Source organism: Kumtagia sp., from assembly GCF_059502445.1.
The window spans coordinates 1-16,436 of the sequence record NZ_JCACER010000098.1 but is presented as its reverse complement, the minus strand read 5'-3'; the positions used below and the strand labels follow the sequence as shown (position 1 = coordinate 16,436).

Sequence of the window (16,436 nt, the reverse complement as noted above, 5' to 3'; positions counted from 1 at the left end):
TTCGAGCAGCGTCGGCACTCTGGATTCCGGGTTCCGCTGCGCGGCCCCGGAATGATGACGCAGAGCTCTCTGCCCCTCCGATACTCATATGCGATAGCCCTGCCCGCGCGGGGGAGAGGTGGCGAGGGGAGCGGGCCGGTGAGGGCGCGCTTTGCCGATCGAAGCGTCTAGCCTCCATCAGCATCGTCATTGCTCGCTCGTCCCACCACGGCAACCCAGGGCAGCTCGATGGCTGAGCTGGTCTGCGCCGTCGATGTCGGGACGAAGAGCGCGCGGGCCGGCATCTTCGACCGCGGCGGCCGGCTGCGCGGGCGCGGCGACCATCCCATCCTGTTGCACGAGCCGGGCGGAGGGCGCGCCGAGCACAGCTCCGACGACATCTGGCAGGCGGTGTGTGCCGCCGTGCGGAGCGCACGCCGCGCGGCCGATGCGCGGGCCGAGGACATTGCCGGCCTCGCCTTCGACGCGACCTGCTCGCTGGTAGTACTCGACGCCGCGGGCCGGCCGCTGCCGGTCTCGGCGTCCGAAGAGGAAGGCTGGGACACGATCTCCTGGATGGATCACCGGGCGCTGGCCGAGGCGGCGGAATGCTCCGCGCTTGCGCATCCGGTGGTCGCCGTGGCCGGCGGCGTGATGTCGCCCGAGATGCAGGCGCCCAAGGCGATGTGGCTGAAGCGGCACCGGCCCGACGCGTGGGAACGGGCCGGCCTGCTGTTCGACCTCGCCGATTTCCTCGCCTGGCGGGCGAGCGGATCGACGGCGCGGTCGCGCTGCACGCTTACGGCCAAATGGCCGTATTCCGCGCATGAGCGCGAGGGCTGGCAGCATGACTTCCTCGAAAGCGTCGGCCTGTCCGACCTGCTGCGCAGGGGCGGCTTTTCCGGCGCCGCGCCGGTCGGCGCCGATCTCGGCGCGCTCACGCCGGAGGCGGCGGATGCGCTCGGCCTGACGCCGCGCTGCCGGGTCGCCGCCGGCATGGTCGACGCCTTCGCCGGCACGCTCGGCGTGTTCGCGCCGCATGCGCTGGCGGCCGGTGCGGAAGCCGGCCATGCGGCGCTGATCGCCGGCACGTCGAGCTGCGTCATGATGATGACGAAGAAGCCGACAAGCTTGGCCGGCTTCTGGGGACCTTATGCCGAAATCGCCGTGCCCGGCTACTGGATGACCGAAGGCGGTCAGTCCGCCACCGGCGCGCTGCTCGACCACATGGTGCGCATGCATGCGGCCGGCGGCGAGCCGACCGCCGGGCGCCATCGCGCCATAGCGGCGCGGGTGGCGGAGTTGCGGGCGCGGGAGGGCGAAGCTTTCGGCGCGGGTCTGCACGTCCTGCCGGATTTCCACGGTGCCCGCGCGCCGCTGGCCGCGCCAGCCGCCCGCGGCGTGATCTCGGGGCTCACCCTCGACGCCTCTTTCGACGGCCTCTGCCGCCTCTACTGGCGCTCATGCGTGGGCATCGCGCTCGGCATCCGCCACATCCTCGACACGCTGGCCGAGGCCGGCCCGGCGATCCGCACCCTGCACGTCACGGGCGGCCACACCAAGAATCCGCTGCTGATGGAGCTTTATGCCGACGCGACCGGCTGCACCCTGGTCGAGCCGGTGGCGGACGAAGGCGTGCTGCTCGGCACCGCCATGGCGGCGGCAAGCGGCGCCGGCCTGTTCGGCGACCTGGCGGAAGCCTGCCTCGCTATGCGCCAGCCGACGCGCGAGCGCCGGCCCGACGCGACGGGGAAGGCGCGGTACGATCGCGACTATCGGGTGTTCCTGGAGATGCAGCGGCAGAGAAGCGTGCTGGAGGGGATGGGCTAGTGTTCGGTGTACGTCCTTCGAGGCTCGCCCTTCGACCGTTTCGCTTCTCGCCAAAGCATTGCGGGCTCGCACCTCAGCGGCTGTGAATCTTTTGAACTTTGAGGCTTTGCAAGAGCGGCGGGGTATGATTCGGTTGGGCGCGGCGCTGCTTCTGGAGGATTGGATGCGCGGGGAAGTCTTTTCGAAGACTTGCCGGAGCAGAAGGGTTCGGCGGCTGGGGCGTGGGCGGCTCGGCTGCGCCTCGAGGACCGTTGTGCCTGAAACGCTGACCTTCAGCGGTTGTCGTGAAACGAGCGCTGGCAGCGTCTCGAGATTGGCGGTCCGGCCGCGGTCCTCACCCGAGGTGCGCGCGGGCAATTCGCCGAAGATGCGAGAGCTGACCTTCGCGGGCGAGACTCGAACGACGCACGCCAGTTCCACCAAGGAGCACTCCATGTCCTACACACCCGCCGCCGATCGTTATGAGACGATGCGCTACAACCGCTGCGGCAAGTCCGGCCTGAAGCTGCCGGCCATCTCGCTCGGCCTCTGGCACAATTTCGGCGAGGACACGCCGATGCGCCTGAAGCGCGCCATCTGCCGGAAGGCATTCGATCTCGGCATCACCCATTTCGATCTTGCCAATAATTACGGCCCGCCGCCCGGTTCGGCCGAGACCGCCTTCGGCGATATCCTGCGCACGGATTTTTCCGGCCTGCGCGACGAGCTGGTCATCTCGACCAAGGCGGGCTACGGCATGTGGCCGGGGCCTTATGGCGAATGGGGTGGCCGCAAATACGTGCTCGCCAGCCTCGACCAGAGCCTGAAGCGCCTCGGCGTCGACTATGTCGACATCTTCTATTCGCACCGCTTCGATCCGGATACGCCGCTGGAAGAGACGATGATGGCGCTCGACCAGGCGGTGCGTTCGGGCAAGGCGCTCTATGCCGGCATTTCCTCCTACAATTCGCAACGCACCCGCGAGGCGGCCACAATCCTGCGCGAGCTCGGCACGCCGCTGCTGATCCACCAGCCGAGCTATTCGATGATCAACCGCTGGGTCGAGGAGGACGGGCTGCTCGACACGCTGGAAGGGCTCGGCGTCGGCTCGATCGTGTTCTCGCCGCTGGCCCAGGGCATGCTGACGACCAAATATCTCGACGGCATCCCGGAAGGCAGCCGCGCCACGCAGGGCAAGTCGCTCCAGCCCGCCTTCATCAACGAGCAGACTGTCAGGAACATCCGGGCGCTCAACGGTATCGCCGAGCGGCGCGGCCAGACGCTGGCGCAGATGGCGCTGGCCTGGGTGCTGCGCGGCGGCCGCGTCACCACGGCGCTGATCGGCGCCAGCCGGACCGAGCAGGTCGAGGATTGCGTCGGTGCGCTGAAGAATCTCGACTTCAGCGAGGCCGAGCTGGCCGAGATCGATAGCCACGCGCGCGACGCCGGCGTCAACATCTGGGCGGCGTCGGCCGAGCGGAAGGGACCACCGAGGAAATAGAGATGCAGGGGACAGTTTACTTTCTTTCCGCAGAAGGGCTGCGGCGCTTCAAGGCTGGGCGCGGGCGGAAAAAAGTAAACTGTCCCCGGGAATCCCGGAGGCCAACATGATCCGCAACCCCATCCTGCCCGGCTTCAACCCCGACCCGTCGATCTGCCGGGTCGGCAGCGACTACTACATCGCCACCTCGACCTTCGAATGGTATCCCGGCGTCCAGATCCATCATTCGACCGATCTGGTGAACTGGCGCCTGGTCAAGCGGCCGCTGGAGCGCGCGAGCCAGCTCGACATGCGCGGCAATCCGGACTCGGGAGGCATCTGGGCGCCTTGCCTGTCTCATGCCGACGGCCTGTTCTGGCTGGTCTATACGGACGTCAAGCGGCTCGACGGCAACTTCAAGGACGGGCACAACTACATCGTCACCGCGCCGTCGATCGAAGGGCCATGGTCCGACCCGGTCTACGTCAATTCCAGCGGCTTCGACCCGTCGCTGTTCCATGACGACGACGGCAGGAAATGGTTCCTCAACATGCTGTGGAACCATGTGTCGCACGGCGTCGGCGGCAGCCCGAAACATCCGTCCTTCGCCGGCATCCTTCTCCAGGAATACGACGCAAGGGCGGAAAAGCTGGTCGGGCCTGCAAAAAACATCTTTGCCGGCAGCCCGCACGGGCTGGTCGAAGGACCGCACCTCTTCAAGAGGAACGGCTGGTATTATCTGACCACGGCGGAAGGCGGCACCGGCTACGACCATGCCGTCACGATGGCGCGCTCGCGCGCCATCGACGGCCCCTACGAGTTGCATCCCGACATCCACCTGATCACGTCGAAAGACGCGCCGCAGGCGGCGCTGCAACGCGCCGGGCACGGCCAGATGGTGGAGACGCCGGACGGCGAGGTCTACCACACCCATCTCTGCGCGCGGCCGCTTTCCGGTCTGCGCCGCTCGCCGATGGGCCGGGAAACGGCGATCCAGAAATGCGTCTGGAGTGAGGACGGCTGGCTCAGGCTGGAGCACGGCTCGCCGGTGCCCGAGGTCAAGGTGCCGGCGCCGGCGGGCAGCCATGCCGTGGCGGCCCCGCGCCCGCGCATGCGCTACGAGTTCGACGGCGATGCCCTGCCGCTCGATTTCCAGTGGCTGAGGACGCCCTTTGCGCAGCGCATCTTCTCGCTGACGGAACGCCCCGGTCATCTGCGCCTGTTCGGCCGCGAGTCGATCGGCAGCTTCTTCGAGCAGTCGCTGGTCGCCCGCCGGCAGGAACATTTTGCCTTCCGGGCGAGAACCAGCCTTGATTTCGAGCCGGCCAGCTTCCAGCAGGCGGCGGGGCTGGTGCTCTATTACAACCGCCACAAGTTCCACTTCCTCGCGATCAGCCACGACGCACGGCGCGGCCGCGTGCTGACCGTGATGAGCTGCCTCGGCGACTGGCAGGACGGCCGTCTCAGCTTCCCGCTCGCCGAGCCGACCGCGCTGCCGGCCGAGGGTGCCGTGCGGCTCTCGGCGGAGATCGATCATGCGCGGCTGACCTTTGCCTACGACACTGGCGACGGCTGGAGGAAGCTCGCGCCGGACCTCGACGCCAGCCTCGTCTCCGACGAGGCCGGGCGCGGCGAGCACGGCTCCTTCACCGGCGCCTTCGTCGGCATGATGGCCTTCGACACCAGCGGCGCCGGCCTGCCGGCGGATTTCGACTGGTTCGAATACGCACCGGGGTGATGGGCAGGCATGTCGTTGTTCCGGGCCGGCCGGTGACGGGCCCGAAGGGCAAGACGGAGACGGGGAGTTTGCCAGCCTGAAAGATCGCCGGACGATCGAGACCGGCGATCTGCTGCGACCCAGGCCTCACACGATCCCGCCGCCGCCCGAGACCGCGGCAGGCCGCTCTTCCGCGACCTTGCGGCGATAGCCCGCCGCGCGATAGGCCCCGACCGGATCGATGGCACCGCCGCCGTTCAGCCGCGCCATCGCCAGGATCGGCTCGACATCGGTTCGGAAGGCCGCCTTCAGCGTCTGCGTCGCCATCAGCGCGTCGTTCTCCGTCTGGTAGCTCTCCAGCGCCTTGCGATCGACCAGAAGCGCCGCCGCGTAGGCACGCTGCACCTCCACCGCCGACAGCATCAGGTTTTCGATCGGATCGGTGACGTTGTGGCTCTGGTCGAGCATGTGAGCGGGGTCAAAGCCCTTGGCGCCCGAAAGCTCCGCGTCGACCAGCTCGTTGAAGACCAGGAACAGCCGGTAGGGGTCGATCGAGCCGGCGTCGAGATCGTCGTCGCCGTATTTCGAATCGTTGAAGTGGAAGCCGCCGAGTTTTCCGAACTGGATCAGCCGCGCCACGATCATCTCGATGTTGACGTTCGGCGCATGGTGGCCGAGGTCGACCAGACAGAAGGCCTTCGGCCCGAGTTCCTGGGCGATGAGGTAGTTCGTGCCCCAGTCCTGCACCACGGTCGAATAGAATGCCGGCTCGTACATCTTGTGTTCGGAAAACAGCCGCCAGTCCTCCGGCAGCGCGGCATAGATGTCGCGCATGGCGTCGAGATAGCGCTCGAACGCCTTGGTGAAGTTCACCTGGCCGGGAAAGTTGGAGCCGTCGCCGATCCACACCGTCAGCGCCTTGGAGCCGATGGCGCGGCCGATCTCGATGCATTCGAGATTGTGCTCGACGGCCTGGCGGCGCACCGCGGCGTCGGCATGGCTGAGCGAGCCGAACTTATAGGAGAGCTTCTGGTCCTTGCCGTCGGAGAACGTGTTGGAGTTCATGGCGTCGAAGGAAAGACCGAAACGCGAGGCGGCCTGCTTCAGCCGCTGCGGATCGGCCTTGTCCCACGGGATGTGCAGCGAAACCGTGGGGGTAGCGCGCGTGAGCTGCTGGATGACCGAACAATCCTCGATCTTGTCGAACACGTCGCGCGGCTCGCCCTCGCCGGGGAAACGGGCGAAGCGCGTGCCGCCGGTGCCGACGCCCCAGGAGGGAATGGCGACGCCGAATTTTTCGACCTTTTCACGGATGGCGTCGATCCTGATGCCGCGCCGGTCGAGCTGCTCGCCGAGATGCTCGTAGTCGCGGCGCAGGTTGTTTTCCCGCGCGGCGTTGTGGGCCTCGACAGGGTCGGCGGCGATGAGTTGTTCGGTCATGGTATCCTCCCTGCGACGGGTGCAGGGGACAGTTTACTTTCTTTCCGCAGACAGGCGCGGCGCGGCAAGGCTGGCGCGGGCGGAAAAAGTAAACTGTCCCCGGCGCTACCGCGTAAAACTCTGCGCGTTGCCCGCATCGACGTTCAAGATATTGCCCGTCGACTTCGCCGACAGGTCGGAGGCGAAGAACCACACCGCCTCGGCGACATCCTCCGGATACACGCCGAGCTTCAGCATCGAGCGTTTGCGGTAGTGCTCCTCGAGCTCGTCGGGCTTCATGTTGTAGGCGGCGGCGCGCTGCTCGCGCCATTCGCCCTTCCAGATGTTGGAGCCGCGCAGCACGGCGTCCGGATTGACGGTGTTGACGCGAATGCCGGCCTCCGCGCCCTCCAGTGCCAGGCAGCGGGCGAGATGGATCTCCGCCGCCTTGGCCGTGCAGTAGGCCGAGGCGTTGGGCGAGGCGGCGAGTCCGTTCTTGGAGGCGATGAAGACGATGTTGCCGCCCACCTTCTGCGCCTTCATCAGCCGGAACGCCTCGCGCGCCACCAGGAAATAGCCGGTGGCCAGAATGTCGATGTTGCGGGTCCACATCGACAGCTCGGTGTCCTCGACCGGCGACGCCGACGAGATGCCGGCGTTGGAGACCAGAATGTCCAGCCCGCCGAATTCCCTTGCCGCGAAAGTGAACGCTTCGGCGACCTCGGCTTCCTTGGTCACGTCGAGCCTCACGCCGCGCACCACGTCTGCCGAGTGCCGCGTGGCGAAGTCGGCCTCGGCGGTCTCCAGCGAGGCGGCGTCGATGTCGGCCAGCACCACGCAGGCGCCGTCGGCCATCAGCCGGTCGGCGATCGCCCGGCCGATGCCGCCCGCCCCGCCGGTGACCAGCGCGACGCGGCCGGCGAGCGGCTTCGGCTTCGGCAGGCGCTGCAGCTTGGCTTCCTCCAGCACCCAGTATTCGATGTCGAAGGCCTCCTGCTCCGGCAGGCCCATATAGTCGGAGACGGTCGAGGCGCCGCGCATGACGTTGATGGCATTGACGTAGAACTCGCCGGAGATGCGGGCCGTGGCCTTGTCCTTGGCGAAGGTGATCATGCCGACGCCGGGAACGAGATAGACGACCGCGTTGGGGTCGCGCATCGGCGGGCTGACGGGGCGCTTGCAGCGCTCGTAATAGGCGGCGTGTCCCCGCCGGTAGGTTTCCAGCGCGGCGGGCAGGCCGGCCAGTGTCCTGTCGATGTCCGGATTGGCGGGGTCGAAATCGATCACCAGCGGGCTGATCTTGGTGCGCAGGAAATGGTCGGGGCAACTCGTGCCGAGTGCCGCCAGCTTCTCCATGTCGCGGGCGGCAATGAACTCCAGCACTGCCGGCTGGTCGTCGAAATGGCCGACCTTGCGCTCCGTGGCCGAGATCATGCCGCGCAGCGCCGGCATCAGCTTGGCCGCGATGGCGCGGCGCTCCTCAGCAGGCAGCGTGCTGCGCACTTCGCCGCCGAAGGCCGGCTTGCCTCTGCCTTCGGCCTCGAAGAACGCCATCGCCTTGTTGATGATGCGGATCGTGACCTCGTAGCACGCCTTGGCGGTGTCGCCCCAGGTGAACAGGCCGTGGCTTTCGAGAACCACGCCGGCGGCGTTCGGGTTCTCCTTGCAGAACTTTTCCAACCATAGGCCTAGCTCGAAACCCGGCCGCTTCCAAGGCAGCCATCCGATCTCGTCGCCGTAGATTTTCTGCGTCAGCGCCTTGCTGTCCTTCGCCGCCGCAATGGCGATGACCGCGTCGGGGTGCATGTGGTCGACATGCTTCCTCGGCACGAAGGCATGCAGCGGCGTGTCGATCGAGGCCGCGCGAGGGTTCAAATTGAACGTGCAGTGCGGCAGGTAGCCGACCATCTCGTCCTCATGCGCGAGGCCGCGATAGAGGCCCTTCAGCGCCTCGAGCTTGTCCATGTAGAGGCTGGCCAGCCCGTCCATCTTCATGGTGCCGAGATCGCCGCCGGAACCTTTTACCCACAGCACCTCGACCGGCTTCCCGGTGAGCGGGTCCTCCTCCACGGCCTTGGCCGAGGTGTTGCCGCCGCCGTAATTGGTGATGCGCTTGTCGGAGCCGAGCAGGTTGGAGCGGTAGACGAGCAGCTCGGCCTCGCTCATGCCGGCAGCCTTGGCGTCGTCCCAGAGATCGGCGAGTCCTTGCGTGGCCATGTTTCCGCCCTTTCGAGATTTTTGGCGAAGCGTATGAGCCTATTCGCTCACGGTCAATCAGGATTCGCTCCGATTTTGAGCGTTTGCGGCGCACAATGGAATTGTTGCGACGCAATACGCTCACCGTTCTTGACGATCGTGAGCGAGCGTGCATTCATGTGATCGATTTTGTTCGGGGCAATTGCATCGACATGCGCGAGACGGACCGCCGATCTGCGATACTGGAAGCGATGGCCGGCAGGCCGGTCGTGCCGGTGCGCGAACTGGTCGGCCTCACCGGTGCCTCCAGCGCGACGCTGCGGCGCGACCTGGCGAAGCTGGAGGAAGAGGGGCTGGTCCGGCGCGTGCACGGCGGCATCTCCGCCCCGGCGGCGACATTCCCCGCCACCCTCGGCGCGCCCACCTTCAGCTCGCAGCGCATCAAGAACGCCGACAAGAAGCGCGCCATCGCGGCGCTCGCCTGCGTGCTGGTCGAAGACGGCGAGTCGATCATCATCAATGCCGGGACGACCACCTTCGCCATGGTCGATTTTCTGCGCGAGCGCCGGCTTAACATCCTGACCAACTCGTTCCCGATCGCCGAGGCGCTGATCCGCGGCAGCGACAACCGCATCACGCTGCCGGGCGGCGAGGTCTACCGCGAGCAGGGCATCATCCTGTCGCCTTTCGAGGACGACGCGATCCAGAACCTGCACGCCACGACCATGTTCATGAGCGCCGCGGCGATCACCCCCCTCGGCGTGGTCGAGGCCGACCCGCTGGTGGCGCGGGCCGAGGCAAAACTGCTCAGCCGCACCGAACGGTTGATCGTGCTCGCCGATTCGACCAAGTTCGAGCCGCGCGGCAGTCTCGTCGTGTGCCCGCTGGCGCGCGTCACCACGCTGGTGACGGACGACCAGATCAGCGAGGCGGCGCTTGCGATGATGGAGAATGCAGGGCTCGATGTGAGGATCGCGCCCATTGCCAAGGAAATCGCTTCCGCCGCATGATCGGCGGACGGTTGGGCCGGCATGGGCCGGCCCGAAGATACAACTGGGATGGCAGGGAGGAGATTTTGCCATGAAGACCACACGTCGTACCATATTGCAGCTTGGGGCGGGAGCCGCCGTCGTGTTCGCCGCGCCGGCGATCATCACGCGGCCGGCGCGCGCGCAGGCCAACAAGCGTATCGCGCTGATCGTCAAGAACCTCGGCAACAGCTATTTCGACGCCTGCGCCAATGGCGCCAAGGAAGCCGCGGCCGAGCTCGGCGGCATCGAGATCATCTACACGGCGTCCGCCAAGCCGACGGCCGAAGAGCAGATCGCGGTGATCGACGCGCAGATCGCGCAGAAGGTCGACGGCATCATCGTCTCGGCCAACGATGCCGACGCGCTGGTTCCAGTCGGCAAGAAGGCGGCAGAGCGCGGCATCAAGGTGATGAGCTTCGATTCGGCCATCGCGCCGGCCGGCCGCGTCGTCCACCTCTCCGCGTCGTCCACCCCGCTCATCGGCGCCAAGCAGGTGCAGATGATCGCCAAGACGCTGGGCGGCAAGGGCGAGGTCGCCATTCTTTCCGCCGCTTCGACCATGACCAACCAGAATTCCTGGATCGAGGCCATGAAGGAGGAGTGGAAGAAGCCGGAATACAAGGACATGCCGCTGGTGGCGACCGTCTACGGCGACGACCAGGACGACAAGAGCTACCGCGAGATGCAGGGCCTGGTGAAGGCGCATCCGAACCTCAAGGGCGTGATCTCGCCGACCACCATCGGCATCCGCTCGGGCGCCAAGGCGATCGTCGACGGCGGCCTCACCGGTAAGGTGTTCATCACCGGCCTGGGCCTGCCCTCGGAAATGAAGGACTACGTGCTTGCCGGCGCCTGCGACACCTTCGCCATCTGGAACCCGGTCGAATACGGCTATTCCTCGACCATGATCATGGCCGACATTCTCGCCGGCAAGGATACCGCCGAGGGCTCGAAGCTTTCCATGGGCAAGAAGGGCGAGACCACCGTGGGCAAGGACGGCGAGGCCGTGATGGGCGAGCCGTTCGAGTTCAACAAGACCAATGTCGAGGAATTCGCCAAGATCTTCTGATCGGCCGGTTCTTACCCTCCCCTTGGGGGAGGGTCGCCCGAAGGGCGGGGTGGGGGGTGCGATCCGCACACTGACCTTACCCCCACCCCGTCTCGCAGGTGCCCCTTAGCGGCACCTGCTCACCGACCCTCCCTACAAGGGGGAGGGTAAGAGGTCAGCGCTGTCGTGTCAGATCCCATCCTCACCCTCACCGGCGTCTCGAAGAGCTTTCCCGGCGTCCGGGCCCTGCACGACATCAGCCTGTCGCTGAAGCCCGGCCGCGTCACCGCGCTGATCGGCGAGAACGGCGCGGGAAAATCCACCATCGTCAAGATTCTCACCGGCATCTACCGTCCGGACGCCGGCGAAATTCGCGTCGGCGGGGAGCAGAAGCATTTTTCGTCGCCGCGCGACGCCTGGGCGGCCGGCATCGCCGCCATCCACCAGGAAACGGTGATGTTCGACGAATTGTCGGTCGCCGAGAACATCTTCACCGGCCACATGCCCACGGGATCGACGAGGCTCGTCGACTGGGCCGAGATGCGCAGGAAATCGGCGGAGCTGCTGAAGCGCATCGACGCCGCCATTCCGCCGGAGTTCAAGCTGAAGCGGCTGTCGGTGGCGCAGAAGCACCTGGTCGAGATCGCCCGCGCCCTGTCGCATGAGGCGCGGGTCGTCATCATGGACGAGCCGACCGCCGCGCTCTCGGCCAACGAGATCGACGATCTCTTCCGCATCGTCGCACAGCTCAAGGCCGAAGGCCGCGCCATCGTCTTCATCAGCCACAAGTTCGACGAGATATTCCGCATCGCCGACGATTTCGTCTGCCTGCGCGACGGCGAGAAGGTGGGCGAGGGGCCGATTTCTTCCGTCACCGAGGCGCAGCTGGTGCGCATGATGGTCGGGCGTCCGGTCGACCAGGTGTTTCCGAAACGCGACGTGCCGATCGGCGAGGTGGTGCTTTCGGTGAAAGACCTCTCGAACGCCACCGAATATGCCGACGTCTCCTTCGACCTGCGCAAGGGCGAGATTCTCGGCCTTTACGGTCTTGTCGGAGCGGGCCGGACGGAGGCCATGCAAGGCCTGTTCGGCATCACGCCGGTGACGCGAGGCACGGTCGCGCTGAACGGCAGGCCGCTCGCCGTGCAGTCACCCGCCGACGCGATCGCCGCCGGCATCTCCTACGTGCCGGAGGACCGGCAGGATCAGGGCGCCATCCTGTCGCTCGGCATCCGCGAGAACGTGACGCTCTCCAATCTGTCGAAATATGTGCGCGGCCTGTTCCTGTCGCGCGCCGCCGAGCAGGAGGCGACGCGGTCGCTCGGCCGGCGGCTGGCGATCAAGGCGGCGAGTTGGGAGCAGCAGCTCGGCGAGCTTTCCGGCGGCAACCAGCAGAAGGTGGTGATCGCCAAATGGCTGGCGACCCGGCCGAAGGTGATCGTGCTGGACGAGCCGACCAAGGGTATCGACGTCGGCTCCAAGGCGGCCGTGCACGACTTCATCGGCGAATTGGCGCAGGATGGCCTTGCGGTCGTGCTGATCAGTTCGGAGCTGCCGGAGGTCATGGGTCTCGCCGACCGCATCATCGTCATGAAGGAGGGCCGCATCGTCGACGAATTCAAGCGCGGCGCCTGGAGTGCCGAGCAGATCGTCGGCGCGGCCACCGGCGCCGCCAAGGAGGCCGCGTGATGATGGCGACGCTTATTAACGAACCGGGTTGCTTGACAGCACCCCCACCCCTTGCCCCTCCCCTCAAGGGGGAGGGGGGCGTCAACGTCTCGGGATTCCCCTCCCCCTTGAGGGGAGGGGTAAGGGGTGGGGGTATGTTACCGCTGCGCCCTGCCGGGACATCGATGCAGGGCACCGCGTCATGACCAAGCTTCTGAACTTCCGCGAGCTCGCCCTCGCGCTGATCCTGGTCGTCGGCGTCGCCGCGATCGGCGCCTACCAGCCGGTGTTCCTGGCCTGGGACAACATCGGCGACCTGCTCACCGAGACGTCGGTGCTGTTCATGATGGCGCTGGCGCAGATGGTGGTGATCCTGACGCGCGGCATCGACCTCTCGGTCGCCGCCAACCTGGCGCTGTCCGGCATGATGGCGGCGCTGGTCAGCCAATATTATCCCGACACGCCGCTGCTGCTGATGATCCTGACCGGCGTCGCCACGGGTCTCGTGCTCGGCATGATCAACGGATCGCTGATCGCCTTCCTCGGCATCCCGCCGATCGTCATGACGCTCGGCACGCTCGCCGTCTTCCGCGGCATGATCATCATCATCGCCGGCGGCGACCAGGTGAATGCCTCGGAGATGGGCGTCAGCTTCCAGGCTTTTCCCAAGCAGGCGCTGCTCGGCCTGGCGACGCCGGTGTGGATCGCCGTGGCCGTCTCCATCCTGTTCTACATCTTCCTCAATCTAAGCCGCGCCGGACGCGGCCTCTATGCCGTCGGCGGCAACCCCGTGGCGGCGCGCTATTGCGGCATCGACCAGCGCAAGCAGGAGCTACTCGCCTATTCGATCTCCGGCGCGGTGGCGGGGCTGTGCGGCTATCTCTGGGTGGCGCGCTACGGCGTCGCCTATTCCGAGATCGCCAACGGCTACGAGCTGACCGTCATCGCCGCCTGCGTCATCGGCGGCGTGTCGATCGGTGGCGGCGTCGGTTCGGTCGCCGGCACGCTGCTCGGCGCGCTGTTCCTCGGCATCGTCATGACCGCGCTGCCGGTGCTGCAGATCTCGCCGTTCTGGCAGATGGCGATCTCCGGCGCCGTCATCCTCGCCGCCGTGGTGATCAATGCGCGGGCCGAAAGGCGGCCCGACAAGCTCATCCTGCCGGAGGCCCGGCGTGTCGGGCGGGTGAAGGCATGAACGCGCCGATGCAACAGCCGGAAAGCCGCTACACCGTGCTCGACGCAGCACCTCGGCGCCTGCGCGACGTGCTGCTGCGCTGGGAGGTGATCCTCGTCATCCTCCTGGCGCTGACCATCGTGGTCAACACCATCGTCTCGCCCTATTTCCTCGACGTCTTCAACCTCGCCGACGCCACCTTCAATTTTTCGGAGAAGGCGATCATCGCGCTGGCCATGGCGCTGCTGATCCTGGTGCGCCAGATCGACCTGTCGGTGGCGGCGATCGTCGCGCTGGCCGCCATGGGCATAGGTTACGCCGCCGAGGCCGGTTTCGGGCCGGCGGCGCTGTTTGCCACCGGCATCGGCATCGGTCTGCTGTGCGGCGTCTTCAACGGCGTGCTGGTCACCTGGTTCGCGCTGCCGTCGATCGTCGTCACCATCGGCACCATGTCGCTGTTCCGCGGCCTCACCCAGGTCATCCTCGGCGACCAGGCCAAGACCAAATATCCGCCGGAGTTCCTCGAGCTCGGCCAGAGCTACTTCGTCAAGATGAAGGAGACCGGCATCCCCTGGCTGTCCGTGCCGCCGCTGCCGCTGTCCTTCCTGGTTTTCCTCGTGCTCGCGGTGCTCTTCGGCATCGTGCTGCACAAGACCGCGATGGGGCGAAAGCTGTTCGCCATCGGTTCGAACCCGGTCGCCGCGCGCTTCTCCGGCATTCCGGTCGACCGGCTGACCTTTCTGCTCTTCATGGTGTCCGGCGCACTGTCGGGCCTTGCGGCGGCGCTGCTGACGGCGCGTCTCGGCTCCATGCGCTCCAACATCGCCATCGGCTGGGAGCTCGACATCGTCACCATGGTGATCCTCGGCGGCGTGTCGATCGCCGGCGGCGTCGGCTCGATCGTCGGCGTGGTGCTCGCCGTCTTCGTGCTCGGCCTCGTCACCTTCGGCATGTCGCTCAACAACATCCCCGGCCAGGTCGTCAGCGTCTATATCGGCCTGCTGCTGATCGCGGTGATCGCCATCCCGCGCATCGTCGACAAGCTCGGCTTCCGGACCGGCAGGTGACGCGATGGAGAAATACGCCTTCCGCATGCGGCTCAATCCCGGCATGAAAGCCGAATACATCAGGCGCCACGACGCGATCTGGCCGGAGCTGGTGGCGCTGCTGCGCGCGGCCGGCGTCTCCGACTATTCCATCCATCTCGACGAGGAGCACAATCTTCTGTTCGGCGTGCTCTGGCGCCGCGACGACCACGCCATGGCCAAGCTTCCGAACCATCCGGTGATGCAGCGCTGGTGGGCGCACATGGCCGACATCATGGAGACCAGGGCCGACAACGAGCCGGTCGCCGTGCCGCTCGAGACGGTTTTTCGGATGGAGTGAGCGGCATGCCGGAAACCGTGCGAACCGTCGCCGTGGTCGACATCGGCAAGAGCAACGCCAAGGTGGCGCTGGTCGACCTGGCCTCGCTCGGGGAGACGGTGGTCGCCCGCACCGCGAACGGCGTGGTCGAATCCGGCCCCTATCCGCATTTCGACACGGAAAGGCTTTGGTCCTTCATCCTCGACGGCCTGACGCGAGCGCGCCATCTGGCAATGCCGGACGCCATCGTCGTCACCGCGCATGGCGGCTCCGGCATTTTGCTCGTCGCCGACGGCAGCCTGGCTCTGCCGATGCTCGACTACGAACATTCCGGGCCCGAAACAGTCTCCGTGGAATATGATGCGCTGCGCCCCGCCTTCGCCGAGGCCGGCTCGCCGCGCCTGCCGGGCGGCCTCAATGTCGGCGCGCAGTTCTTCTGGCAGAGCCGTGCCTTCCCGGATGCCTTCGCCCGCGTCTCGACCATCCTGATGTATCCGCAATACTGGGCCTTCCGGCTGTGCGGGGTCGCCGCCAACGAGGCGACGTCGCTCGGCGCGCATACCGACCTGTGGGACCCGCACAGGCGCGACTTCTCCAGCATGGTCGACCGGCTCGGCTGGCGGAAGCTGATGGCGCCGGTGCGCAAGGCCGGCGACCGCCTGGGGATGCTCAGATCCGGGATCGCCGAGAGGATCGGCTTTCCCGAGGATACGCCGGTGTTCTGCGGCATCCACGATTCCAACGCCTCGCTCTACCCCCACCTGCTCGCCCGGCCGGCGCCGTTCACTGTGGTCTCGACCGGCACCTGGGTGATCGTCATGGCGGTGGGCGGCGAGACGAAAGTGCTCGACCCGGCGCGTGACACGCTGATCAACGTCAACGCTTTTCGCGATCCGGTGCCGTCGGCCCGCTTCATGGGCGGGCGCGAGTTCTCGCTGCTGCTCGGCGACAAGCCGGTCACGCCGGACGAGGCCGACATCGCCAGGGTGCTGGACACGCCGATGCTGCTCACGCCGTCGACCGACCAGGGTTCCGGCCCGTTCCAGCACCGCACGGCGGAATGGCTCCCGGCCGAGGCGACGGAGCCCGGGGAACGCTTCGCCGCCGTCTCCTTCTACCTCGCCATGATGACCGCCACCTGCCTCGACCTGATCGGCGCGCAGGGCGACACGGTCGTCGAGGGACCTTTCGGTCAGAACCGCTGCTTTGCGAGGATGCTGGCGACGGCGAGCGGCCGCCCGGTCGTGGTCTCGAAGGGCAGCACCGGCACCAGCATCGGCGCGGCGCTGCTCTGCGCGCGGGAGACGCCGTCGGGGCTGGCCACAGGCGACACGGTCATAGCTCCGGAACCGGCGTGGTCGACCTATGCGGAGCGCTGGCGGGCGGCGGTCGGGGGGTAGCGGGCTGCTCTTCGCATATGGCAATCCACGACGTTTTCGCCGCTTCTTACCCCACCCTTAACCCTCCCCTTAAGGGCAGGGCAATCGCATATGCTGATGATGATCGTCATTCCGGGGCCGCGCAGCGGAACCCGGAATCCAGAGCGTTGG

General features: G+C 66.8%; 12 protein-coding genes. 10 read left to right on the top strand and 2 right to left on the bottom strand.

The genetic code is table 11. The annotated features are described in order from the left end of the window. Window positions 1-228: 228 nt before the first annotated feature. The 3 genes from AC5JDC_RS25695 (at window position 229) to AC5JDC_RS25685 (ending at window position 5,006) form a co-directional block, all read left to right on the top strand. Complete coding sequence (locus AC5JDC_RS25695; RefSeq protein ID WP_495845854.1) at window positions 229-1,809, top strand: FGGY-family carbohydrate kinase; 1,581 nt, start codon at window positions 229-231, stop codon at window positions 1,807-1,809. Between the two features lie 433 nt (window positions 1,810-2,242). Next, a complete protein-coding gene (mgrA, locus tag AC5JDC_RS25690) occupies window positions 2,243-3,289 on the top strand; it encodes an L-glyceraldehyde 3-phosphate reductase (RefSeq protein ID WP_106774125.1) in 1,047 nt (348 codons plus the stop codon). A gap of 106 nt (window positions 3,290-3,395) precedes the next feature. Beyond that, complete coding sequence (locus tag AC5JDC_RS25685) at window positions 3,396-5,006, top strand: glycoside hydrolase family 43 protein (protein ID WP_495845852.1); 1,611 nt, start codon at window positions 3,396-3,398, stop codon at window positions 5,004-5,006. 126 nt (window positions 5,007-5,132) lie between these two features. On the opposite strand, the gene rhaI is transcribed toward AC5JDC_RS25685, so the two are convergent. Together rhaI and AC5JDC_RS25675 are read right to left on the bottom strand one after the other, a co-directional pair. Next, complete coding sequence (gene rhaI / locus AC5JDC_RS25680; RefSeq protein WP_495845850.1) at window positions 5,133-6,425, bottom strand: L-rhamnose catabolism isomerase; 1,293 nt, start codon at window positions 6,423-6,425, stop codon at window positions 5,133-5,135. A 105-nt stretch (window positions 6,426-6,530) separates the two neighbouring features. Next, complete coding sequence (locus AC5JDC_RS25675) at window positions 6,531-8,621, bottom strand: bifunctional rhamnulose-1-phosphate aldolase/short-chain dehydrogenase (RefSeq protein WP_495845848.1); 2,091 nt, start codon at window positions 8,619-8,621, stop codon at window positions 6,531-6,533. Between the two features lie 191 nt (window positions 8,622-8,812). Between AC5JDC_RS25675 and AC5JDC_RS25670 the strand changes: the two genes are divergently transcribed. From AC5JDC_RS25670 to AC5JDC_RS25640, 7 genes are all read left to right on the top strand, one after another. Beyond that, entirely contained in the window at window positions 8,813-9,610 is a 798-nt protein-coding gene (locus AC5JDC_RS25670; protein ID WP_495845846.1) for a DeoR/GlpR family DNA-binding transcription regulator, read from the top strand. A gap of 70 nt (window positions 9,611-9,680) precedes the next feature. Continuing rightward, window positions 9,681-10,700: a rhamnose ABC transporter substrate-binding protein gene (gene rhaS / locus AC5JDC_RS25665; protein ID WP_495845844.1), complete on the top strand. Its 1,020-nt coding sequence runs from the start codon at window positions 9,681-9,683 to the stop codon at window positions 10,698-10,700. A gap of 165 nt (window positions 10,701-10,865) precedes the next feature. Then, on the top strand, window positions 10,866-12,368 hold the full coding sequence (locus tag AC5JDC_RS25660; RefSeq protein ID WP_495845842.1) for a sugar ABC transporter ATP-binding protein: 1,503 nt from the start codon (window positions 10,866-10,868) through the stop codon (window positions 12,366-12,368). A gap of 181 nt (window positions 12,369-12,549) precedes the next feature. After that, window positions 12,550-13,542 (top strand): ABC transporter permease, encoded by a 993-nt coding sequence (locus AC5JDC_RS25655; RefSeq protein WP_495845840.1) that lies wholly within the window; start codon window positions 12,550-12,552, stop codon window positions 13,540-13,542. Between the two features lie 8 nt (window positions 13,543-13,550). Next, complete coding sequence (locus AC5JDC_RS25650) at window positions 13,551-14,588, top strand: ABC transporter permease (protein ID WP_495845856.1); 1,038 nt, start codon at window positions 13,551-13,553, stop codon at window positions 14,586-14,588. Window positions 14,589-14,592: 4 nt separating this feature from the next. Continuing rightward, window positions 14,593-14,907 carry an L-rhamnose mutarotase gene (rhaM, locus tag AC5JDC_RS25645; protein WP_495845838.1) on the top strand — a complete coding sequence of 105 codons (315 nt, stop codon included), beginning with the start codon at window positions 14,593-14,595 and terminating at the stop codon, window positions 14,905-14,907. 5 nt (window positions 14,908-14,912) lie between these two features. Continuing rightward, window positions 14,913-16,286 carry an FGGY-family carbohydrate kinase gene (locus tag AC5JDC_RS25640; RefSeq protein WP_495845836.1) on the top strand — a complete coding sequence of 458 codons (1,374 nt, stop codon included), beginning with the start codon at window positions 14,913-14,915 and terminating at the stop codon, window positions 16,284-16,286. The last annotated feature ends 150 nt before the right edge of the window (window positions 16,287-16,436 follow it).